Source organism: Novosphingobium sp. ERN07 (genome assembly GCF_012641335.1).
Taxonomy (GTDB): Bacteria; Pseudomonadota; Alphaproteobacteria; order Sphingomonadales; family Sphingomonadaceae; genus Novosphingobium.
The window spans coordinates 456,808-478,701 of sequence record NZ_JABAID010000002.1 but is presented as its reverse complement, the minus strand read 5'-3'; the positions used below and the strand labels follow the sequence as shown (position 1 = coordinate 478,701).

The 21,894-nt window shown below is 60.8% G+C and carries 22 protein-coding genes; 7 read left to right on the top strand and 15 right to left on the bottom strand.

Features of this window, described 5'->3' with window-relative positions; all coding sequences use genetic code 11:
* Position 1: 1 nt before the first annotated feature.
* Both HGI47_RS05300 and HGI47_RS23035 read right to left on the bottom strand, forming a co-directional pair.
* Positions 2-685, bottom strand: coding sequence for a response regulator transcription factor (locus HGI47_RS05300; RefSeq protein WP_168851739.1), 684 nt, complete (start codon positions 683-685; stop codon positions 2-4).
* A complete protein-coding gene (locus tag HGI47_RS23035) occupies positions 682-2,250 on the bottom strand; it encodes a HAMP domain-containing sensor histidine kinase (RefSeq protein WP_168851737.1) in 1,569 nt (522 codons plus the stop codon). The genes HGI47_RS05300 and HGI47_RS23035 overlap by 4 nt, the downstream gene beginning before the upstream one ends.
* A 358-nt stretch (positions 2,251-2,608) precedes the next feature.
* Between HGI47_RS23035 and HGI47_RS05290 the strand changes: the two genes are divergently transcribed.
* Positions 2,609-2,812 (top strand): hypothetical protein, encoded by a 204-nt coding sequence (locus HGI47_RS05290; protein WP_168851735.1) that lies wholly within the window; start codon positions 2,609-2,611, stop codon positions 2,810-2,812.
* Here the strand turns inward: HGI47_RS05290 and HGI47_RS05285 are convergent.
* The 5 genes from HGI47_RS05285 to HGI47_RS05265 all read right to left on the bottom strand — a co-directional run bounded on the left by HGI47_RS05285 (position 2,809) and on the right by HGI47_RS05265 (position 7,502).
* Entirely contained in the window at positions 2,809-3,987 is a 1,179-nt protein-coding gene (locus tag HGI47_RS05285) for an NAD(P)/FAD-dependent oxidoreductase (protein WP_168851734.1), read from the bottom strand. The genes HGI47_RS05290 and HGI47_RS05285 overlap by 4 nt on opposite strands.
* Entirely contained in the window at positions 3,984-5,603 is a 1,620-nt protein-coding gene (locus HGI47_RS05280) for an NAD(P)/FAD-dependent oxidoreductase (RefSeq protein WP_168851732.1), read from the bottom strand. Before HGI47_RS05280 ends, HGI47_RS05285 begins: the two co-directional genes overlap by 4 nt.
* Positions 5,604-5,646: 43 nt before the next feature.
* Positions 5,647-6,225, bottom strand: a complete 579-nt coding sequence (locus HGI47_RS05275; RefSeq protein ID WP_168851730.1) for a nitroreductase family protein — start codon at positions 6,223-6,225, stop codon at positions 5,647-5,649.
* 78 nt (positions 6,226-6,303) lie between these two features.
* Positions 6,304-6,720, bottom strand: a complete 417-nt coding sequence (locus tag HGI47_RS05270; RefSeq protein ID WP_168851728.1) for a DoxX family protein — start codon at positions 6,718-6,720, stop codon at positions 6,304-6,306.
* 59 nt (positions 6,721-6,779) lie between these two features.
* Positions 6,780-7,502, bottom strand: a complete 723-nt coding sequence (locus tag HGI47_RS05265; RefSeq protein WP_168851727.1) for a pirin family protein — start codon at positions 7,500-7,502, stop codon at positions 6,780-6,782.
* A gap of 122 nt (positions 7,503-7,624) precedes the next feature.
* Between HGI47_RS05265 and HGI47_RS05260 the strand changes: the two genes are divergently transcribed.
* Positions 7,625-8,524, top strand: coding sequence for a LysR family transcriptional regulator (locus tag HGI47_RS05260; RefSeq protein ID WP_168851725.1), 900 nt, complete (start codon positions 7,625-7,627; stop codon positions 8,522-8,524).
* Here HGI47_RS05260 and HGI47_RS05255 read toward each other — a convergent pair.
* From HGI47_RS05255 to HGI47_RS05230, 6 genes are all read right to left on the bottom strand, one after another.
* A complete protein-coding gene (locus HGI47_RS05255) occupies positions 8,499-8,957 on the bottom strand; it encodes a MaoC family dehydratase (protein ID WP_168851723.1) in 459 nt (152 codons plus the stop codon). The genes HGI47_RS05260 and HGI47_RS05255 overlap by 26 nt on opposite strands.
* 131 nt (positions 8,958-9,088) lie before the next feature.
* On the bottom strand, positions 9,089-11,032 hold the full coding sequence (locus HGI47_RS05250; protein WP_168851720.1) for an acetyl/propionyl/methylcrotonyl-CoA carboxylase subunit alpha: 1,944 nt from the start codon (positions 11,030-11,032) through the stop codon (positions 9,089-9,091).
* Positions 11,029-11,370: a nuclear transport factor 2 family protein gene (locus HGI47_RS05245; protein ID WP_168851719.1), complete on the bottom strand. Its 342-nt coding sequence runs from the start codon at positions 11,368-11,370 to the stop codon at positions 11,029-11,031. The genes HGI47_RS05250 and HGI47_RS05245 overlap by 4 nt, the downstream gene beginning before the upstream one ends.
* Positions 11,367-12,971: a carboxyl transferase domain-containing protein gene (locus HGI47_RS05240; RefSeq protein ID WP_168851718.1), complete on the bottom strand. Its 1,605-nt coding sequence runs from the start codon at positions 12,969-12,971 to the stop codon at positions 11,367-11,369. Before HGI47_RS05240 ends, HGI47_RS05245 begins: the two co-directional genes overlap by 4 nt.
* Positions 12,968-13,969 carry an alpha/beta hydrolase family protein gene (locus tag HGI47_RS05235; RefSeq protein ID WP_168851717.1) on the bottom strand — a complete coding sequence of 334 codons (1,002 nt, stop codon included), beginning with the start codon at positions 13,967-13,969 and terminating at the stop codon, positions 12,968-12,970. Before HGI47_RS05235 ends, HGI47_RS05240 begins: the two co-directional genes overlap by 4 nt.
* A gap of 20 nt (positions 13,970-13,989) precedes the next feature.
* Positions 13,990-15,153 carry an isovaleryl-CoA dehydrogenase gene (locus tag HGI47_RS05230; RefSeq protein ID WP_168851716.1) on the bottom strand — a complete coding sequence of 388 codons (1,164 nt, stop codon included), beginning with the start codon at positions 15,151-15,153 and terminating at the stop codon, positions 13,990-13,992.
* Positions 15,154-15,254: 101 nt separating this feature from the next.
* Here HGI47_RS05230 and HGI47_RS05225 point away from each other — a divergent pair, with 101 nt between their 5' ends.
* Positions 15,255-16,115: a LysR family transcriptional regulator gene (locus HGI47_RS05225; protein WP_168851715.1), complete on the top strand. Its 861-nt coding sequence runs from the start codon at positions 15,255-15,257 to the stop codon at positions 16,113-16,115.
* Here the strand turns inward: HGI47_RS05225 and HGI47_RS05220 are convergent, their stop codons facing one another.
* Together HGI47_RS05220 and HGI47_RS05215 are read right to left on the bottom strand one after the other, a co-directional pair.
* Positions 16,116-16,730: a murein L,D-transpeptidase catalytic domain family protein gene (locus HGI47_RS05220; protein WP_240949990.1), complete on the bottom strand. Its 615-nt coding sequence runs from the start codon at positions 16,728-16,730 to the stop codon at positions 16,116-16,118.
* 153 nt (positions 16,731-16,883) lie between these two features.
* The gene (locus HGI47_RS05215) at positions 16,884-18,071 is read right to left on the bottom strand and encodes a cytochrome P450 (RefSeq protein ID WP_168851713.1); all 1,188 of its coding nucleotides are present in this window, start codon (positions 18,069-18,071) and stop codon (positions 16,884-16,886) included.
* A gap of 112 nt (positions 18,072-18,183) precedes the next feature.
* Here HGI47_RS05215 and HGI47_RS05210 point away from each other — a divergent pair, with 112 nt between their 5' ends.
* From HGI47_RS05210 to HGI47_RS05195, 4 genes are all read left to right on the top strand, one after another.
* Positions 18,184-19,092: a helix-turn-helix domain-containing protein gene (locus tag HGI47_RS05210; protein WP_168851712.1), complete on the top strand. Its 909-nt coding sequence runs from the start codon at positions 18,184-18,186 to the stop codon at positions 19,090-19,092.
* Positions 19,089-19,739: a TetR/AcrR family transcriptional regulator gene (locus HGI47_RS05205; protein WP_168851711.1), complete on the top strand. Its 651-nt coding sequence runs from the start codon at positions 19,089-19,091 to the stop codon at positions 19,737-19,739. Before HGI47_RS05210 ends, HGI47_RS05205 begins: the two co-directional genes overlap by 4 nt.
* Before the next feature lie 100 nt (positions 19,740-19,839).
* Positions 19,840-20,169 carry a cytochrome c gene (locus HGI47_RS05200; RefSeq protein WP_168851710.1) on the top strand — a complete coding sequence of 110 codons (330 nt, stop codon included), beginning with the start codon at positions 19,840-19,842 and terminating at the stop codon, positions 20,167-20,169.
* Positions 20,166-21,797 (top strand): FAD-binding oxidoreductase, encoded by a 1,632-nt coding sequence (locus HGI47_RS05195; protein WP_168851709.1) that lies wholly within the window; start codon positions 20,166-20,168, stop codon positions 21,795-21,797. The genes HGI47_RS05200 and HGI47_RS05195 overlap by 4 nt, the downstream gene beginning before the upstream one ends.
* Positions 21,798-21,894: the final 97 nt, after the last annotated feature.

Here is a 21,894-nt window from a genome sequence, read left to right as displayed (position 1 = left end):
CTCATACGATCAGTCGATAGCCGAAGCCGCGCACGTTCTCGACCAGCGGTGGGCCAAGCGCGTGCAGTTTGCGGCGCAGGCGGCTGAGGTAGACCTCGACGATATTCGTCAGCGGATCATCTTCGATCCCCCATACCGCTTTCAGGATTTCGCTGCGGGAGATCACCGATCCCGGCGCTTCCATCAGCAGTCGCAAAACGCCCATTTCCTTGACGGTCAGTTGAACCGGTGTACCGCTTCGGGTCAGGGTCATTGTGCGCGGGTCGAAGTGCAGATCGCCTACGGTTATCCTGCCGTCAGGATGCCCGGCGCGGACGGCAGGGCGTTCGATCCGGCGCGTAATGGCATCCATGCGCGCCAGCAATTCCTCGAAGGCAAACGGCTTTGCAAGATAATCGTCTGCGCCGCTTTTTAGTCCACGAATGCGGTCGGCCACATCATCGCGTGCAGTGACCATGATAATCGGCGTGGTCACGCCCGTTTCGCGCAAGGTTTCGCACACTTCGAAGCCGTTCCGGTCGGGCAGGTTGATGTCCAGCAGAATGAAATCGAACGAGACACTGCACGCCAGTTCGATGCCTGTGCTGCCATCGGTCGCCAGCGTAACCGTGCTGCCTTCTTTCGAAAGGCCGCGATGAAGCACGCCTGCCAGTTCGACTTCATCCTCGATGATCAGCAATTTCATGACACGGTTCCATGCGCCAAATCGGCGTTAGACATAAGGGGCAGGCGGATCGAAACTGTAGTTCCTTCGTAAAGGCGGCTGGATAGGCTGATCGTGCCGCCCATCGTCTCCATCATCGATCGGGCGATTGAAAGGCCAAGACCTTGCCCGTTGTGTAACGTTTGTCCCTCGCCAACTCGCCCCTTGCGACCGCCGCGGCGAAAGCGCTGAAACAGATGCGGGATATCCTCCGCAGCAATCCCGTTGCCTCGGTCGGTCACGGTGATAACCGCTTCGCCTTCCTCCGCCGCCACGGTCACGTCCACTTGCGGCGCATCTGACGAATAACAAACGGCGTTGTCTACAACGATGCGGATCACTTGTTTCAGTCGCGTCTCGTCGCCTTCGACGGTCAAGGATTCAAGGGGGTGTTTCAAGGTGATCCGTCCGCCATCGGCTTCGATGACCCGGCGGAAATCCTCTACACAGGTCTGCACCGCAGCGGCAGCATCCATCGGCGCAATGCTCGTCTGCAGCAACGGTTCTTCCGCTCTTGCGATCTGGAGCATGTCTTCGATAATTTCGCCCATCAGCGTCGAAACGCGGACCACCCGATTCAGCCCCACGCGCAATTCGTCAGGCGAGGCATCGCCATTGCGCAAAGTGATTTCGGCTTCACTGCGCATGATAGAAAGCGGCGTGCGCAATTCATGGCTCGCATCAGCAAGGAACTGCTGCCGCAATCGGTTGGCGCGTTCCAGCGAGCGATTGGTTGAGGCCAGTTCGTGCGTTCTGCGGGCAACCGCCCGTTCCAGTTCATCGTTCGCCTGCTGCATTGCCGTTGCGGATGTTTCGATTTTTTCCGCCATCGCGTTGAAACTGTTTGCGATAGCGCGAAACTCGCTGGTGCCGATCAATGGCGTGCGCTGGGTGTAATCACCCTCGGCAATCGTCTGGGTGCTGCGCCACAGATTGCCCAGCGGACGGATCATCTTGCGTTGGGCCCACAACACACCAAGCACACCGAGCAGACCAACAAAAACAGACGTGCCTAGCAGCGTCCAGATAACGCCTTCGAACACTTCGGTCGCAACGCGCTTGGTCGTCTTGACCTCGCGTTCTTCAACGCTGATAGCCTTGAGGGCGTAGTCTTCCCACTGTGTGTCTTTGCCATCGCCCAGCAGCGCCCGCTCCAAATGCGTGCCAATCAGTTGCAATTGCTCGCGCTGGTTCATTTCTTCCTTGATGGCAGCAGCGCGGCGTTCAGGTGGCAATGGCGTTTTGCTCAACAACCTGATTTCGTTGTTGAGGTAGCGGTCGGCGTTCAAAACGTGCGCTCGCACCCCGTCGATATAGCTATCGCGTTCTTCAAGGAATGCGCTTGGATCGGTGAAGCGTTCCTGCTGCACCGTATATCCCAACACGGCAAGCCGCTGCAGCGCGTTCAGCGATTGGGTGGAAGCATCGCTTAACTCAAAATGCGCGCTGACCATGCGGATTGCGTGCGATGCAACCAGTGCAGGCCCCACAACAAGGGCGATGACGAACAACAACGCAAACCATAGCTTGATGCGAAGTGATGTCACGAAACGACGGCTCCTGACCGAATGCACGACTGTGCATTTTCCCTTACAGGAATGCACGCATTCGATTGTGACGCAGATTTTGCTCCGCCTCGTGCGTATTCAAACATCAAACCCGTTTCCCCCGAAACCCGCCCAATGGCGCCAGCGGCGCACACGATCACAGCGATATTGCGCTGCATTTGCAGGTTTTGCCTATGGTCATTTTGTCGGCCAAGTCGACTACACGCAACGAATAGTCCAATTAAGTTTCGATGAAAGCACGAAAAATTGGTTTTTTGCCGACGTGTGATCAAAATCACAGCATGGCGAGATTACCTTAAGCGTGACACCGGTAACCGCTTCTGCCAAGACCCTTTCTATGCGCACGACCCACGATGAAGTCAGTGTCAGGCTCTATCACCTTTCCGATGGCCCCGAAGGAGGGGCGGCGGAAACGCTGCTCTACGGCCCGCTTCATCGTGCGTTGGAAATCGCCGCAGCCCAGCCTCAAGATGTGCAGGAAGGCTTGTTTATCGCCACGGACAACGACGTGGTCGCCTATCTTGATTTGATAGGGGATTAGAGCGCTTCGCCCGCCGCGCGGCCACTGGCCCATGCCCACTGGAAGTTGTAGCCGCCGAGCCATCCGGTCACGTCAACGGCCTCGCCAATGGCATGAAGGCCCGGCACCTTCGTGGCCGCCATCGTTTTTTGCGACAAAGCCTTGGTTGAAATGCCCCCGGCCATGACTTCGGCCTTGGCATAGCCTTCCGTGCCGTTGGGATGGAACGGCCAGCGCGCCAGTTGCTCTTGCGCACTACGCAAGGCTGCATCGCGGCAAGAACCAAGCTCACCATCAAGAGCGATCCGGCCCGCCAGCGTTTCAGCCAGTCTTTCAGGCAAACGCCGCGCCAGCGCTGAACGCAATCCTGCTTTTGGTCGTGCGCGCTTTTCCTCTATTAGCCAGTCTGGCAATTCGTCCGGCAGAAAATCCACGGTGATCGGCGTGCGGTGCTGCCAGTAGGAAGAAATCTGCAGCATCGCCGGGCCGGACAGGCCCTTGTGCGTGAACAGCGCCGCCTCCCGAAACGCGGCCTTGCCCCAGCGGGTCACGACATCGGCGGATACGCCCGAAAGAGAGCGGAACAGCGCTTCATCCTCACCCAGTGTAAACGGGACAAGGGCAGGGCGGGTCTGCACCACCGGCAGGCCAAAACGCCGCGCCACGTCCATAGCAAAGCCGGTCGCGCCCATCTTGGGGATCGAAAGCCCGCCCGTTGCCAGCACCAGCGCAGGCGCGCTGCGCTCTTGCCCGTCAAGCATCACGCGAAACTGCCCGTCCGCATGATCGAGCGCCGAAACGGGCTGGCCGAAAGCAAACTGCACACCACCGTCACGGCATTCGGCCATAAGCATGTCCACGATCTGCCGGGCAGACCGGTCGCAGAACAGTTGCCCCAGCGTCTTTTCGTGCCACGCAATACCGTGGCGGTTCACCATTTCGAGAAAGTCCGCAGGCGTATAGCGTGCCAGCGCAGACCGCGCGAAATGCGGATTTTCCGAAATGTAGCGATCTGCCGCCGTGTGAATGTTGGTAAAATTGCAACGCCCGCCGCCGGAGATCAGGATTTTCTTCCCCGGCTCATCGGCATGATCGACCAGCAGCACCCGCCGCCCGCGCTGCCCGGCCGTAAGCGCGGCCATCAGCCCCGCCGCGCCCGCACCGATCACGATGGCATCGAAAGTGTGGCCGCTCACTTCAGCACTTCGGCGGCCAGCGCCTCTGCCACCTTGATCCCATCGACAGCCGCCGAAAGGATGCCGCCAGCATATCCTGCGCCTTCACCCGCAGGATAAAGCCCCCGCGTGTTAAGGCTCTGACAGTCCTTCCCGCGCGTGAAGCGCACGGGCGAGGATGTGCGCGTTTCCACGCCGGTCATCACCACATCTGAATTGTCATAGCCCGGCACCATGCGCCCGAAAGCGGGCAGAGCCTCGCGGATGGATTCGATCACGAAATCGGGCAGGCATTTTTTCAGTTCGGTCAGGTGGACGCCCGGCTTGTAGCTGGGAATCACCTCGCCAAATTGAGTCGAAGGGCGGTCGGCCAGAAAATCGCCCAGTTTCTGTCCCGGTGCCATGTAGTTTCGTCCACCGGCTTCGAAGGCAAGGCTTTCCCAATGGCGTTGGAAGGCAATGCCTGCCATCGGCCCGCCGGGATAATCGCGGTTCGGATCGATATCCACGACGATGCCCGAATTGGCATTGAACTCCGCGCGCGAATACTGGCTCATGCCATTGGTCACGACGCGGCCTTCCTCGCTCGTCGCCGCGACCACGCGCCCACCGGGGCACATGCAGAACGAATAGACGGTGCGCCCGTTCTTGCAGGTGTGCGATATCGAATAGGCCGCAGGCCCCAAGATTTCGTTGCCCGCGCTGGGGCCGTATCGCGCCTTGTCGATCCAGCTTTGCGGATGTTCGATGCGCACACCTATGGCAAAGGGCTTTGCCTCCACATGCACACCCCGGTCGAACAACACCTGAAAGGTATCGCGTGCCGAATGCCCAACCGCCATGATCACATGGCGCGCGGGCAGGAATGATCCGTCGGAAAGGTGGAGACCCGCAAGTTGCCGGCCACCATCCGCGCCGGTTTCGATCTCGAAATCCTCAACCCGCGTCTGAAAGCGATATTCACCGCCAAGGCTTTCTATCGTCTCGCGCATCGACATCACCATCGTGACGAGGCGGAACGTGCCGATGTGCGGATGCGCTTCGGTCAGGATATCGTCAGGCGCGCCCGCTTTTACGAACTCTACCAGCACCTTGCGGCCCAGATGGCGCGGATCCTTGATCCGGCTGTAGAGCTTGCCGTCCGAAAATGTGCCCGCGCCGCCTTCGCCGAACTGCACGTTCGATTCCGGCTCCAGCACCGAACGCCGCCAAAGGCCCCAGGTGTCCTTCGTACGCTCGCGCACGGCCTTGCCGCGCTCAATGATGATGGGCTTCAATCCCATCTGTGCAAGGATCAGCGCCGCCAGCAATCCGCATGGCCCCGCACCGATGACCACCGGGCGTTCGCCATCCCAGCCAGCGGGAGCCATGACGGCAAACTTGTAGGATGTATCAGGCGTGGGCTTCACGTTCTGGTCACCGGCCAACCTCGCCAGCACGTCGGCTTCATTGCGCACCACGCAATCAACCACATAGGTCAGCAGGATCGCGTGCTTCTTGCGCGCATCGTTGCCGCGCCGGAAAATCTGGAATCGTTCGAGGTCTGCGGCCTCAATCCCCAGCCGCGCGCAAATCGCCACCGGCAGATCGTCGGCGGCATGATCGAGAGGCAGTTTCAGTTCATTGATACGAAGCATGGCGCCGCCCTAGCGAAAACGCGCAGGCAGCGCCACTTGTGCGTTAAGCTGTAAACGGCCCCGCAAACGCAATGTCGCTCACCGGCTTGCGGTCGCTCACCACTTCACGTTCCTGCAGCATCTCAGGCAGTTGCTTCACATCGCCCTGTTTGCCGATCACGAAGGCCATTTCCACGCGATAGCCTTCGGGCACGTTCAGCACTTCGGCGGCCTTGGCAAAGTCCACCCCGGTCATGCCGTGGGTGTGATAGCCCATGTGCATCGCCTGAAGCGCTGCGCTGGCCCACGCTGCGCCCGTGTCGAAGCTGTGGCTGTGGTTCGGGTTGTTGCCCTTGTCGCTGCGCATGAATTCGTCCGACACAGCGAATACCAGCACGCCCGCTTCCTTGGCCCAGCTCTGGTTGAACGGCACCAGCGCTGAAAGGAAGGCATCGAAATTGGCATCGCCCTTGTGCGCAAAGGCAAAGCGCCACGGCTGATAGTTATAGGCGCTGGCAGCAAGGCCAGCCGCTTCGAAGATCACGTCAAGGTCTGCCTGCGGCACAGCGGAGCCATCAAAAGCGCGCGGGCTCCAGCGGTCTACGATCAGCGGCAGAACCTTGGGGGAAGCGGTACGGGTCATGGGATACTCCTTGGAGAGGTGGAGAGAAAGACAGGTGAGGCCGGAGCGGTCAAGCGCTCCGGCCTGCGGGGGGACGTTTCAGCGGTGGTCGAAACCGAACCGGCCAGAGCCAAACGCGGCAACCTGCAACAGGCCACCGGCCATCGCCACATTCTTGAAGAAGTGAATGAACTGGTTCTGGTCAGCAAGGTTGGCATGGAAGTTGAACGCCGCGGCAAGGCTGAATGCCGCGATGGCCGAAGCGACGATGCGGGTCTGGTATCCGGCGATCAGCAGCAAGCCACCGACCAGTTCCACCGCCACGGCTGCGGCATAGGCAAACGTTGCCAGCGGCAGCCCGGCACTTTCGATATAGGTGATGGTGCCAGCCGGGTCTGCCAGCTTCGACGCGCCACTCAGCACAAAGATCGCTGCCAGCAGAACTCGCCCTGCAACGGCCAGAAAGTCAGATGGCGAGGATGATGCGCGGGCAGCATCCAGTGTGATGGATGTCATGGGATCGGTCCTTTGCAAAAGTCGTGATTGCGGAATGTGTGGAAAAATTTCAGTCATGGTCAGGCTGCGTCGACCAGCACGAGTTCGGCATCTTCAAGAGCGATAACGACAATCTCATTCACTCCTGTGATCGCCACGCCATCGCGGGCATTGGCTTCCACATCACCGATGCGCACCTTGCCCTTGGCGGGGACGAGGTATGCATGGCGATCTTCGGTCAGTGCATAGCGTACCGTCTCACCGGCCTTTACGGTGGCGCCCAGAACGCGGGCGTTCGCGTTGATGGTCAGCACGTCGCTATCTCCGACAATGCCCGATGCCAGTGGCACGAATGCGCCTTCCCGGCTGTCCTTGGGGAAGGGGCGGGCACCCCAGCTAGGCGCGTGGCCACGACGGTCGGGGATGATCCAGATCTGGAAAAGGCGAGTCTCCTCGTCTTCCAGATTGTATTCCGAATGGCGAATGCCGGTCCCGGCGGACATGACCTGAACGTCGCCCGCTTCGGTGCGGCCTTCGTTGCCCAGGCTGTCGCGGTGCGTGATCGCGCCCTTTGTCACATAGGTCACGATTTCCATGTCGCTGTGCGGGTGGGTGGGAAAGCCGGTTTGCGGGGCGATGCGATCATCATTCCACACCCGCAGAGCGCCCCAGTGGACACGGGCGGGATCGTGGTACTCCGAAAACGAAAAGTGGTGATGCGCATCAAGCCAACCGTGATTAGCCGCGCCGAGCGAGGCAAAAGGCCGCAGTTCAATGTGCGCTTTGATAGCAGTCTGGGTCATGGCGATTTCTCCGGTCGGGCGATCATGTCGCGCCCTGATGAGAAGGACATAGGCCTTGCAGTTCGTTCGGAATATCCCGATAAAATAAATCAGAATGTTCGAATAAATTGAAAGGTGCGGATTTGGACATCGGGCAGCCAACTCTCGATCAGCTTCGCCTGTTCCTCGCCGTGGTCGACGAAGGCAGCTTCAACGCCGCCGCGCGAAAGCTGGGGCGGGCGATCTCTGTCGTCAGCTACGGCATCGTCACGCTTGAAAGCCAGTTGGGCGTGACCCTGTTTGATCGTGAGGGATCGAAGAGGCCCGTACTCACGCCTGCGGGCAAGGCGATGCTGGCGCAGGCGCGGGCGGTTGCCGATAATGTTGATGCCTTGCTGTCCGGCGTGCGCAACTTCAATCAGGGGCTAGAGGCCGAACTTGGCCTTGCCATCGACGTGATGTTCCCCACGCCGCTGCTCGCCGCGACCCTGCGGGAATTTCAGGACTTGTTCCCCACCGTCCTGCTGCGCCTCCATGTGGAGGCATTGGGGGCCATCGCCGGGCTTGTGGTCGATGGGGAGGCGCAACTTGGCATTGGCGGCCCGGAACTCGTCGCGATGCCCGATCTTGAACGCGAAGCGATTGGCGAGGTCGATCTCGTCCCCGTCGCCGCGCCCGATCATCCCCTCGCGCGTATGGAGATGATCCCGCCGGGGGAAGCGCGCAAGCACCGCCAGCTTGTCCTGACGGACCGTTCCAAACTCACCGAAGGGCGCGATTTCTCGGTCTTTTCCGCCAGCACCTGGCGGCTGGGCGATCTCGGCGCGCGCCATGCGCTGATGCGCGAAGGCATCGGTTGGGGCAATATGCCGCTGCACCTGATCGACAGCGATCTAACCTCTGGCCGCTTAAAGCGCCTGACGATCCCCGAATGGCCCGGCATGGCCTATCGCTTCCACGCCCTATGGCGGCGCGATTGCCCCGGTGGCCCAGCACAGAACTGGCTGCGCGAAGCCTTCAGGCAGCGTCTGGTGAAATCTTGAGCAAGGCCGAACGCAGGCACCGGCACACCACTTCGCCGCGCTGGTTTATGAGTTCGTGCCGGAACGTCACGATCCCGGCATCGGGCCGCGATTTGCTGGCGCGCAGTTCCACCACTTCGCTCGTCGCGCGCATGGTGTCACCGATGAACACCGGCGCGGGCATCACCAGTTTGTCATAGCCAAGGTTCGCCACTAGCGTGCCCAGCGTAGTGTCCCCCACCGAAAGCCCCACCATCAGCGCAAAGGTGAACGTCCCGTTGACCAGTATCTGCCCAAACTCGCTGGCTTTGGCTGCTTCGGCATCAATGTGTAGCGGCTGCGGGTTGTGCGTCATGGTGGAGAACAGCAGATTGTCCGTCTCGGTCACCGTGCGCCGGATTTCATGCGCGATGGTGTCGCCCACCTGCCACTGATCGAAGTACCGCCCTGCCATAAAGTCCTCCCCTGCAAGGAGAGGGGGACCGAAGCACAGCGGTGGTGGAGGGGGCTATCCCCAAAACACCGCGCCTGCCGAGTTCCCCTCCACCATGCTTCGCATGGTCCCCCTCCCCGGATCGGGGAGGATCAATCCGCCTTCTCAATCCGCACCAACAGCGCTTCAACCTGCACCTGCGCGCCTGCAACCGCGTTCAACTCGGCCACCACGCCATCGAACGGAGCCGTCAAGGCATGCTCCATCTTCATGGCTTCCAGCACCAGCAACTTCTGCCCCTTGGTGACGGACTGCCCCGCCGCCACATCGACGGAAATGACCTTGCCGGGCATGGGCGAGAGGATCGCGCCGTCCTGTGGGCCGTGAATGGAGCTGCCACGAACTTCGCGAGCAGTGTATCGTCCTGTAAATCCGAATATCGAGACAAAAACAGCCTCATCGTCGGCGCGTTCAACGCTATACATGCTCCGAAGCGACGGCGAGTATCTTGCTCTGTAATCTCCAACTGCAGGCTTGCCATTTACCGTCAGCATGACCTCATGGGTCGGACTCGCATTGAGCCGAAAGCCAGTCGGGCCACCACGGTCGTACATCTCGACCAGTTCTTGAGCAGCAAAGGCGCAATCGGGCTCACTAGCCTCGGTCAGTAGCTGATCGACACTCCAATGCTGTTCGATGAAGCCAGTGTGGACTTGCCCCTTCACAAAGGCCGGACTTTGCAGGAGCGAAGCAACAAATTGGGCATTGTGCTGCACAGGCCAGATTTCAAGCTGCTGGAGTGCCGAACTTAGACCGATAGCAGCCATCGTCCGGTCTTCGTCATGCCAGATCACCTTGGCGATCATGGGATCATAAAACGGCGAAATCGTATCGCCCTCGGTAACGCCAGTGTCGATCCGGGCGCGCTTTCCATAGCTGCGCTCAACCTCGTGGCGCTCACCCAGGTGATCGACCCACTCGCGTGGATGCAACTCTGTTGGAAGACGCAGATGCTCCAACCGCCCCACGCTCGGCAAAAACCCCTTCGCCGGATCCTCCGCATAGAGCCGCGCTTCCATCGCCCAGCCGTTGATGCTCAGCTCATCCTGCCGCTTGGGCAACGCCTCGCCCGAAGCCACGCGCAACTGCCATTCCACCAGATCGACGCCGGTGATCTCCTCGGTCACCGGATGCTCTACCTGCAACCGCGTGTTCATTTCCATGAACCAGATGCGGTCCGCGCGCAGGCCTTCCGATCCGTCAGCGATGAATTCGATGGTGCCCGCGCCTTCATAGTCCACCGCCTTGGCCGCGCGCACCGCCGCGCCGCACACCGCCTCGCGCGTAGCTTCATTCATGCCGGGGGCAGGGGCCTCTTCGATCACCTTCTGGTGCCGCCGCTGCAATGAACAATCGCGTTCGAATAGGTGGACGACATTGCCGTGGCTGTCGCCAAACACTTGGACCTCGATGTGCCGGGGCGAGAGGATGTATTTCTCGATCAGCACCCGATCATCGCCGAACGAAGACGCCGCCTCTCGACGGCATGACGCCAGACCTTCCGCAAAGTCGGCTGAGCTTTCCACCCGCCGCATCCCCTTGCCGCCGCCACCGGCCACCGCCTTGATCAGCACCGGATAGCCAATCGCATCAGCCTCGGCTTGCAACCGTTCGGGCGATTGATCCTCGCCCAGATAACCCGGCGTCACCGGCACCCCCGCCGCGATCATGCGTGCCTTTGCGGCATCCTTAAGCCCCATCGCGGTGATCGAAGCAGGCTTCGGCCCCACCCACACCAACCCGGCATCGATCACGGCCTGCGCAAATTCGGCGTTCTCTGAAAGAAACCCATAGCCCGGATGGATCGCCTCAGCCCCGGTAGCTTTGGCCGCAGCGATGATCTTGTCCCCGCAAAGATAGCTCTCCCGCGCGGGCGAGGGGCCAATATGCACCGCTTCATCAGCAGAGCGTACATGCAGCGCATTGCGATCAGCATCGGAATAGACTGCCACCGTGCGGATGCCCATGTTGCGAGCGGTGCGAATAACGCGGCAGGAGATTTCGCCACGATTGGCGATGAGGAGTGATTTGATCATGCGTAACACCCACTTCCAAAAGTGGCTTTTCCATTTTCGTCAAAAACCAGTGTTTCTATGACTTCACGGCCAAGTTCGTCCGAGTAGTGGATCGCCAGTGTGCGATGCCCAACAAAACAATTTTTCAGGGTGAATTTAAGATTTGGTCGAAGCGCAAACGCTGGTCCCCAAGAGTTTCGCAGCGCCGCCTTTCCTTTGACGATTCCGTTGCCAGTTCGTTTTTCCGCAAATGGCGAGCGAAACTCTGCGTCCTCGCTGTAGTGGTCAAGTACCCTTTCAAGAACGTGACTGTTCCAGTCGTCTATCCATTGCTGTGCGAATTCGGTTAGGTTGGTCACATCCGAAACACCCCGAACCGGGGCGCCTCCGCTATCGGTTCCTGCAAACACACATCCAGCGCCAGCCCCAGCACATCCCGCGTCTGCACCGGATCGATCACTCCATCATCCCACAGCCGCGCCGTGGCGTAATAGGGGTTGCCCTCATCCTCATACTTCTGCCGCACCGGAGCCTTGAACGCCTCGGCCTCTTCCGGTGTCCACTTGTCCGCATCGCGGTGGACGGTGGCCAATACAGAAGCCGCCTGTTCCCCGCCCATCACGCTGATCCGCGCGTTAGGCCAGGTGAACAGGAACCTCGGCTGATAGGCGCGCCCGCACATGCCATAATTGCCTGCGCCAAAGCTGCCGCCGATCAGCACGGTCAGCTTCGGCACTTGCGCCGTCGCCACGGCCGTCACCAGCTTCGCGCCGTGCTTGGCAATGCCCTCGGCCTCGTACTTCCCGCCGACCATGAAGCCCGAGATGTTCTGCAGGAACAGCAACGGTATCTTGCGCTGGCACGCCAGTTCGATGAAGTGCGCGCCTTTCTGTGCGCTTTCCGAAAACAGTACCCCGTTGTTGGCAAGGATCGCCACCGGCTTGCCCCAGATATGCGCAAAGCCGCAAACCAGTGTGCTGCCATACATCGCCTTGAACTCGTGAAACTCGCTGCCATCCACGATCCGCGCGATAACCTCATGCACGTCATAAGGTGCGCGCACGTCTTCGGGGATGATCGAATAGAGGTCTTCGGCCGGATACAACGGCTCCTGCACCCCCGCGAAGGCGGGGGCCTCAGGCGCATTCACGCTACCCAGATGCGAAATGATATCGCGCACGATCGTCAGCGCGTGTTCGTCATTGTCGGCAAGATGATCCACTACGCCGCTCTTGCGCGCGTGCAGATCGCCGCCACCCAGCGCCTCTGCCGTAATCTCCTCGCCCGTCGCAGCTTTCACCAGCGGCGGTCCGGCAAGAAAGATCGTGCCGTGTTCCTTCACGATCACGGATTCATCGCTCATCGCCGGAACATAGGCACCACCAGCCGTGCACGATCCCATAACGCTGGCAATCTGCGGAATGCCCAGCGCACTCATGTTTGCCTGATTATAGAAGAACCGCCCGAAGTGATCGCGGTCGGGGAAAACCTCGGCCTGATTGGGCAGGTTCGCCCCGCCGCTGTCCACCAGATAGACGCAGGGCAGTCGGTTTTCCTGTGCGATTTCCTGCGCGCGCAAGTGCTTCTTCACCGTCATCGGGAAGTATGTGCCGCCCTTGACCGTCGCATCGTTGGCAAAGATCATGCATTGGCGGCCCGAAACCCGGCCCACGCCAGCAATGATCCCTGCGCCTGGCACTTCATCGCCATACATGCCATTGGCTGCAAGTTGGCCGACTTCCAGAAAGGGCGAACCGGGATCGAGCAGCCGCTCCACCCGGTCACGCGGCAGCAGCTTCCCGCGCGAAACGTGCCGTTCGCGGCTGCGCTCATCGCCGCCAAGCGCCGCCTTGGCGACCTTCGCCCGAAGCTCTTGCGCCAGCGCGCGGTTATGCGCCGCGCGCGCCTGCGCCTGTTCCGACGAAAGGTCGACATTGCTTGATAAAACCGGTGCGCTCAACGTCTGCTGCCTTTCAGATGCTTGGCGAAGAATGGCAGCACATGCGTGCCGAACCGTTCCCTCACCCGGTTGCCGTGGTCGCCGACATAGATTTCCCAGTCGTGCGCTATGCCGAAGCGAGTCAGCGTTTCATGGATCAGTTCATCGTCAGCCCGGACGAAATCCGTATCGCCTGTGTCGATGGCGATGCCGCTCATCCGCCGCAGCGCGGGCAGGTATTGCGATGCCATTGCGACGGGCGAATTGGCCGCCCACTTGGCGATCACCAGATCGTTGACCTTGCCTTCGCTGGTGCCAAGATCGGCAAAGAACGGCGGCTTTCCGGGGTTGGGTGACCATGCCGCCGCCACGGCAAAGTTGCCCCGGCTCATCCAGTCTGCCGTCAGCGCCTGATCCACCGTCCAGCTTTCATACTTCGGGTCTGCGGACGATGCAGGGCGCGGAATCTGGCAGCACGGGTTCATCGCATAGAGCGCGCCGAACACGTCGGGCCGCTTCATGCCCAGCTTTAGCGTGCCGTAGCCACCCATCGAATGCCCGGAAAGGCCGCGCGCCTCTCTGCTCGCCACGGTTCGAAAAGTCTTATCGGTCCACGCCACCAGATCGTTGGCGATGAAATCCTCGAAGTTCCCCACTGTGGGCGAATTCGAATACATCGATCCGCCCCACTTGGTCATGCTGTCGGGCACCACGACGATCACTTCCGCGCCTGCGGCTTTCAAGGCAGCTTCGAAATCGGTCCGTTCGACATATTGGTCTGCCGTAGAGTTGTAGCCGTGCAGGAAATAGACCACCGGGTAACGACGGCCCTTCGCCTTGTCATAGCTGTAGGGCAGAAAAACATAGACAGTGCGGTCAGCCGAATTGCCCTCAAGGTTACCTTCCAAGGAAGCGCCGTGAACGGTCGTTTTTTCCACCCGCGCCATCGCGGGTTGGCCAAGGCCAGCCAGGGCAAAACAGGCAATGGCCACATAGGCAGGGATCGTCTTCAGGCGCATCATTCTCTCCGCAGTTGCTTTTATCGCGCGCCGATCAGCTCCCTGCCGATCAGCATCCTACGGATTTCATTGGTTCCTGCGCCGATGTCCAGCAGCTTCGCATCGCGCAGATAGCGTTCCACCGGCCAGTCCTTGGTATATCCCGCGCCGCCCAGTGCCTGCACGGCCTCGCCCGAAACGCGGAAGGCGTTCTCGCTGGCTAGCAGGATCGCACCTGCTGCGTCGAAGCGCGTCGTCTGCCCTGCATCGCACGCCTTGGCCACGGCATAGACATAGGCCCGCGCAGATTGGATGGCGACATACATGTCCGCCACTTTCGCCTGCATAAGCTGGAACGTGCCAATCGGTTGACCGAACTGCTTGCGCTCCCGCACATAGGGGATCACGGTGTCAAGGCAGGCCTGCATGATGCCGATCTGCATCCCCGCCAGCACCACGCGCTCATAATCCAGCCCGCTCATCAGCACGCCCACGCCGCCGTGCAGTGGCCCCATCACGTTTTCTTCCGGCACAAAGCAATCGTCGAACACCAGCTCGCACGTGGGTGACCCGCGCAGGCCCATCTTGTCGATCTTTTGGCCAATGGAAAAACCGGCCATGTCCTTTTCGATCAGGAACGCGGTGATGCCGCGGCTGCCCGCTTCGGGCGATGTCTTGGCATAGACCACCAGCGTATCGGCATAGGTGCCGTTGGTGATCCAGAACTTGGTGCCGTTGAGCCGGAATCCACCTGCCACAGGTTCCGCCCGCAGCTTCATCGAGACCACGTCCGATCCCGCGCCCGCTTCCGACATCGCCAGCGAACCCACATGCTCGCCCGAAATCAGCTTCGGCAGGTATTTCGCCTTCTGATCTTCATTGCCCCAGCGCCGGATCTGGTTGACGCAAAGATTGGAATGCGCGCCATAGGACAGGCCGACAGCCCCGCTCGCCCGGCTCACTTCTTCCACCGCGATCACGTGGTCCAGATAGCCCAGGCCCAGTCCGCCGAATTCTTCCTCCACCGTGATGCCATGCAGGCCGAGCGCGCCCATCGGCTCCCACAATTCGCGAGGGAAGCGATCGTTTCGGTCGATCTCCGCAGCCAGCGGCGCGATCTGTTCATCGGCAAAGCGGCCTGCCGCCTCGCGGATCATCATCGCGCTTTCGGTCAGGCCAAAGTCGAAATCGGGCGTGGCGCGCATTGTGGGCATCCTCTCGCAAACTTTTCGAAGCAAAGCTTACCATCATAAAACCTTCGCTCAAAATTGATTTATATCGCGGTTTGCGATAGGTTTTTTCTATGATGAAGCGTGCGCACCTCCGGCAGTTTCTGGCAGTTGTCGAAACCGGGAACTTCACCCGCGCGGCAGAGCGTCTGGCCATTTCCCAGCCCACGCTGTCCGCTGCGATTGCAGAACTGGAACGTCTCGCCGGTGCAAGACTGTTCCTGCGCGAACGCAGGCAGGTCCGGCTGACCGATGCGGGTGCGCGGCTCGTCAATCACGCCCGCGCGATAGAACGCGAATTTCGCGCCGCCGAAGCCGCATTTGCCGATGTGCCTGCGCCGCTTAAGCCTCTGCGCCTTGGTGCGCTCCCTTCGATCGCCACGTCGATGCTCTCAGCCACCGTCCGCCGATGGACTGGTGCGCAACCGCTTGCGCTGTTCGAAGGCACCGATGCGGAACTGCGCCGCAAGTTGGGGGAAGGGCAGATCGATGCCGCGATCACCCTGCTACGCCCCGAAGATGCAGACAGGCCTTCGCTGCCGTTGCTTGATGAAGGCTATCGCCTGCTGATGCCCGCAGACCATCCGCTTGCCACAGCAGCCCTGCTTGATGCGCGCGATGTTGCCGCCGAAACCATGATCGCCCGCCGCTCCTGCGAGGTGCTGGGCGAAACAAGCCGATGGTTCACCCAACGCGGCGTGCGCCCGCCGTTCTTCCTGCGCTCGACCAACGATGATCGCTGCATCGAGATGGTCCGCGCAGGGATGGGTGTGACAACTGCACCGCAGTCGCTTGCGCGAGAAGGTGTGGTGGCAGTGCCGCTAGCGGACTACGATTTCCGCCGCACTCTGGGCCTGATCGCGACGCGTGAAAGATTCGATCTGGTAGAACAGCGCAGCCCCTTGGCCGAAGCCTGCCGCGCCGGTTTCAGCGGCTGATCATTTCGCGGCGTAGAGCAGCCGTCCTTCGCCCAGTCTTGCAAGAACGCCATCTATGTCCTTGTCTGAAAAGGCAAAGCACCCTTGGCTGCGCCCGATGCGCCCTTGTGTTTGCGCCATCTCGTCGCTGACATAGCTGGCGGCGTGGATCACGATTCCACGTTCCATCGCCGCGCTGTTTTCGTCTTCCAGCCCGATCAGCCGCCGGGAACGACCATGCTTGCCGCTATAGGCCGCGCCCGTCAGAAATGCCCCGGGGCTTGAGGCATAGGAGCCGTAGCGATTGGAAAACCGCTGCACCCAACCGCTGTTCGCCGGGTCCGAGCCGGACCCGTGCGAAACGAGGTGCGAAGACAGCACTTTGCCACCCTCGATATCGATCAGATGAAACCGTGCCTCGCGCGATGCCTTGGAGAAATCGACCAAGCCTACGAGATCGCGGTTGCGAATGTGCGCGCCATGCGCATCCAGCGCCGCCGCCGCGCGCTGCACAATCAGCGGGCGGGTGGGGTGGGCGAAGGGAGAGACTTCCGGTTCGCGCACCGGCGTGATCGCAAATGCGGGCGCGCTGCCGAGCGGTCCGCCCACCATCGCGCTGCCAGCCGTAGCAATCATGGCGCCTAAAAATTTGCGCCGCTCAGGAACCATTCTGCGAGACCCCGGTTTACCGTCCTTGGTCTCGCAAAATGTATGCGTTGCGTCACACCTGCAAGCGTGGCGGACCATCCTTGCGACGAATCGTGCATGTTCCGCCACCTGCCGTGCGGGCTACCCCTTCTTCAGTCGCAGAACCTTGGGGCTGCGGAAGTTCGATGACGACACCCAGTCCAGCGTTTCGTCCACGCGGCTAAAGTCTGGAACTGCCGCCAGCAGTTCTTCGAACGCGATCTGCGTTGCCAGTCTGCCGATCATCGATCCAAGACACGCATGAACCCCGCCGCCAAAGCCCAGATGTCGCTTCGCCTTGCGCGTGATGTCGTAAACGTCCGGGTTCTCGAACACCCGCTCGTCACGGTTGGCCGAACCATAGGCGAGGATTACCGCATCGCCAGCTTTCATCACCTGCCCGTGCAATTCCACATCGCGCGTCAACGTCCGCTTGAAGCGTTGGGCTGACGTATTGAACCGCAGCGATTCCTCTATCGCATCGGGGATCAGCGTAGGATCTGCCACCAAGGCCCGCCGTGCTTCCGGGTGGTCGGCAAGGTTCAGTCCGAACATGGCCATAAAGCCCGAAAGGCTTTCGATTCCCGCCATGATCAGCGTGGTCACGGTTAGTTGCAATTCCTTGTCGAGCAGCTTTTCACCATCGATTTCGGCGGTGATGAAGTTCGAAAGCAGATCGTCGCCCGGATCGGCCTTGCGCGCCTGCACCAGCTTTTCGGCATAGTCCGCCATCCAATGGAACGCGGCCAGATGTTCGGGCGATTTCTGCCGCGTTGCCGGATCGGTCTGCACCATCAGCACGGCATTCTGGCGCACCAGGTCGGCGTTCTCTTCCGGCAGGGCGAAAAGGTAGAACAGCAGGTCCACCGTCACTTTCGAGGTATAATCGCCCACCAGATCGAACACCGGCCTGTCTGCCAGTTCCGCAAGATGCGCGCGCGCCGCCGCTCTTGCAGGCTCGATGATATGTTCCAGCGCCCGCTTGGTCACTGCCGACTGGATCAGCGCGCGCAACCGGTCATGGCGCGGCGGATCGCTGGACCCCAGCGTCGATCCGGCACGACCGGGAAATTCGTCCACCAGATTGCCCTTGGCCGACGAATAGGTGCGCCAGTCCTGCAAGGCATTCAGCACATCGGAATAGCGCGAAAGCACCCACTTTCCGGCCTCTTCAGACCAGAAGCAGGGATGTTCGTCGCGCAGCACCTTGTACGCGGGAAAGGGATTGGCATCGATTGCCGGGGAGTAGGGATTGAAGCGGAATTTAGGCCGCTCAAGAACGCTTGCCATTGGCATGTTTCCTCTCTCAGGTGGGCGGAAAGTGCCAACCACGGCCACCACGCGCCACGCAGCTTGCGTGCAAAATCTTGCACTTTTCACGCAAGCAGGCACATTGCAGCTCATGTCACTCGGCGGCTTCAATCGATACGCTCTTTATGGCGAAAGCGGCACGGCGCTGCCGCCAGAGTTCGTTCATCTCGAACGTATCTTTGATCGTTCCAGCCTGCATGATTGGACGATCGCGCCACATGCCCATCCGCATATGCTGCAACTCCTGCTGATCGAAAGCGGCGTTGCGCATGTTCATGGCGATACGGCGATGCAGTCCGTAGAAGGTCCGGCGCTGATCGTTGTCCCTGCCGCCTGCGTTCATGCCTTCCATTTCGAACCCGCCGTCGAAGGCTGGGTCTTCTCGCTCGCCGCCGATATGATCAACGATCCGCGCACTGCCGGTCTACTCACCGGTTTTGCCCATTTGCAGCACACACAGGCACACTCTCTGGCGGGGCATCCCGCTGCCGCATCCCGCCTCAATTGGCTGTTGACCGATCTTGCCGAACAACAGCGCGCAGGGCAGGCAGCCGGTCCGGGCCTGTTGGCGCAAGTGGCGCTGATCCTTGTCACCGCGCTTCAGGCGGTATCTCAGGCAGGCACCCCTGCGAGCCAACAGGCCCACTCGCCGCTCGTCGCCCGCTTCCGCACGCTGGTCGAAGCACACTATCGTGATCACTGGGCCGTCACGGCCTATGCCGCCGCGCTCGGCACCACGGCTTCCACACTCACCCGCGCCACCCGCGCGCTCACCGGGCAGGCCCCGGCCGATCTGCTGCATGATCGCCTGCTGCTTGAAGCCAAGCGCAATCTTGCTTTTACCGGCGCTTCCGTGGCGCAGATCGCCTACGCCCTCGGCTTTGCTGATCCGGCCTATTTTGCCCGATTTTTCAAGGCACGTAGCGGGCAGACCGCCAGCAGATTCCGCCACAATCTTGTCTGGTCGGATGGCGAGCGCCGCGATAGGGAACCATCATGACCGGCCAGACCCGCAAGCGCAATATCGATCCTGCACGCCGCGCAGAGATCGGTCGCGAGCGCCGCGCGCGCACCCGTTCGCGCATTCTCGCTGTCACCTTCGACCTCTTCGGGCGTGAGAACGGCCTTTACACGCGGGTCGAGGAAGTGTGTGAAGCCGCCGGTGTCGCCCGGCAGACGTTCTACAACCACTTCACCGGCATGGACGATCTGCGCGATGCGCTGGCTTACGAAGTCAGCCACGATTTCCTCGTCGCCGTTACCACAGCGCTTGATACGCTGCCCAATGCCGCGTGCCGCACGGCGGCGGCGATCCGTTACTATCTGGGGCGGGGCAGGGCCGACCCGCAGTGGGCCTGGTCCATCGTCAATCTTTCGGCCAGTGGCTTCGTGTTTGGCGCAGAAACCTTCGCACAGGCTCGCAAGACCGTGGCCGAAGGCATTGAAACAAAATCATTCAATCTGAATGATGATCGTATCGGCCGCAACATGGTGATGGGCACCGCGCTGTCGTCGCTCTTCACCCAGTTGCGTGAGGAAACGCCCGAAACTTATCCGGCTGACGTGGCGCGCGCGGTTCTTGCAGGCCTTGGCTGTGCGCCCGGCCATGCCCGCCAATGCGCGGAAATGCCTCTCCCCCACCTGTAATCCCAATTGCCTGAACCAATCGCATTCCGGTGCTTGACTCTGCGCGTCTGCATCCATTATCAAAATGGACATAACGTAATAATTGAAATGGGAGAGCAATATGCGCATGGCGATAGCGCTGCTGCTTGCCTGCGGTCTTGCCGGTTCTGCCGGTGCGGCGCTTGCAGCAGGAAAGGCGGCTGAAACACCACCGGCAGGCCGCCCGCCAGAGCGGGTTTACGCGGTCGCCTGCGGCTATTGCCACGGGCACAATGTCGGCCCGATCATCCTTGGTCGCGGCATTCCGGCGGCCACGGTGCAGACGATGGTGCGCGGTGGCAGAGGCGCAATGCCCGCCTTCCGCCCGACAGAGATCACCAACGCCGAACTCGCAGCGCTCAGCCGCTGGATCGAGAAATCCAAAGCCAATGCGGAGGAGCACGGGAAATGACCGGCACAGTCTCTCGCCGTGATCTGATCCGCGCCGGTGCCGCAGGAGCAGCGCTGGCTTCCACGAGCGCATTCGCCAACCCACTCGATGGTCCGCGCATGATGCCGCCCGGCCTCGGTTCTGATCGATTTGCCGCCGCCGTAAAGGAACTGCGCGCAGTCGTTGGTGCGGAATGGGTCTTTGCCGATGCGGACAGCACGCTGCCCTATGCCAGCACGTTCACGCCAGACCCAGATGGCAAGCACCTGCCATCCGGCGCGGTCGCCCCGGCCTCGGTCGAGGAAGTGCAGGCCGTGCTGAAGGTTGCCAACACATCTGGCCTGCCGCTCTGGCCCGTCTCTACCGGCAAGAACATGGGCTATGGCAATGCCACGCCAGCCACATCGGGCCAGATGGTGCTCGATCTCAAACGGATGAACCGCATCATCGAAGTCGATGCCGAACTTGGCACGGCACTTGTGGAACCGGGCGTAACTTATCAGGATCTCCACGATTATCTTCAGGCCCACAAGCTGCCCTACTGGATCGATGTGCCCACCGTTGGCCCCATCGTCTCGCCGCTGGGCAACACGCTTGAACGCGGCGTCGGCTATACGCCCTATGGCGATCACTTCTTCATGCAGTGCGGCATGGAAGTGGTGCTGGCCGATGGCACCGTGGTCCGCACCGGCATGGGCAGCGTAAAGAACTCGACGACGTGGCAGGCGTTCAAGTGGGGCTACGGACCTTATATCGATGGTCTGTTCACCCAATCCAACTTTGGCGTCGTCACCAAACTGGGAATGTGGCTGATGCCCGCGCCGCCGGTCTACAAGCCGTTCATGGTGCGCCACATGGAAGTTGCCGATGTGGCAAAGATCGTCGATGCGATCCGCCCATTCCGCATGAACAACCTGATCCCCAACTGCGTGCTGATGATGGGCGCGGCCTACCAGCTCGCCATGTTCAAACGGCGTGACGAGATCTGGACCGAGAAGCGCTCGGTCACGGACGAGGCGATCCGGGCAGAGGCGGTCAAGAACGGCCTCGGCATGTGGAACACCTACTTCGCGCTCTATGGCACGGATGAGATCATCGCTGCGGTCGAACCCATCGTGCGCGGCGCTTTCGAGGCGACGGGCGGCGAAGTGCTGACCGAAAAGGAAATGTCCGGCAATCCGTGGTTCGAACACCACAAGTCGTTGATGCGCGGCGGATTGACGCTTGAGGAAATCGGCATCGTGCGCTGGCGCGGCCCTGGTGGCGGGATGATCTGCTTTGCCCCCGTCGCCCCGGCAAAGGGCGCGGAAACCGCTGCGCAGACCGCGCTCGCCAAGGAAATTCTGGGCAAATACGATTTCGATTACAACGGCGCTTTCGCCATCGGCGGGCGCGAACTGCACCACCTGATCTTCCTGTTGTTCGACAAGGATGATCCGGCAGAGGAGCGCAAGGCGCAGCAATGCACCGAAGAGATGATCCATCGCTTCGGGGAAAAGGGCTGGGCCGCCTATCGCACCGCTGTCAGCACGATGGACCTTGTGGCCAGCCAATATGGTGAGGCGAACCGCCTGCTCAACCAGCGGCTCAAGGCGGCGCTCGATCCCAATGGCGTTATCGCGCCCGGAAAGTCGGGGATTTCACTATAACGCACACAGCGGTCACTATGGCGCAATCTAATTGTCTATAAATTTAGTTGAGTTATTTAGGGTGCATGTCGGGACGTAATCCGAGTCGACCGGCTTT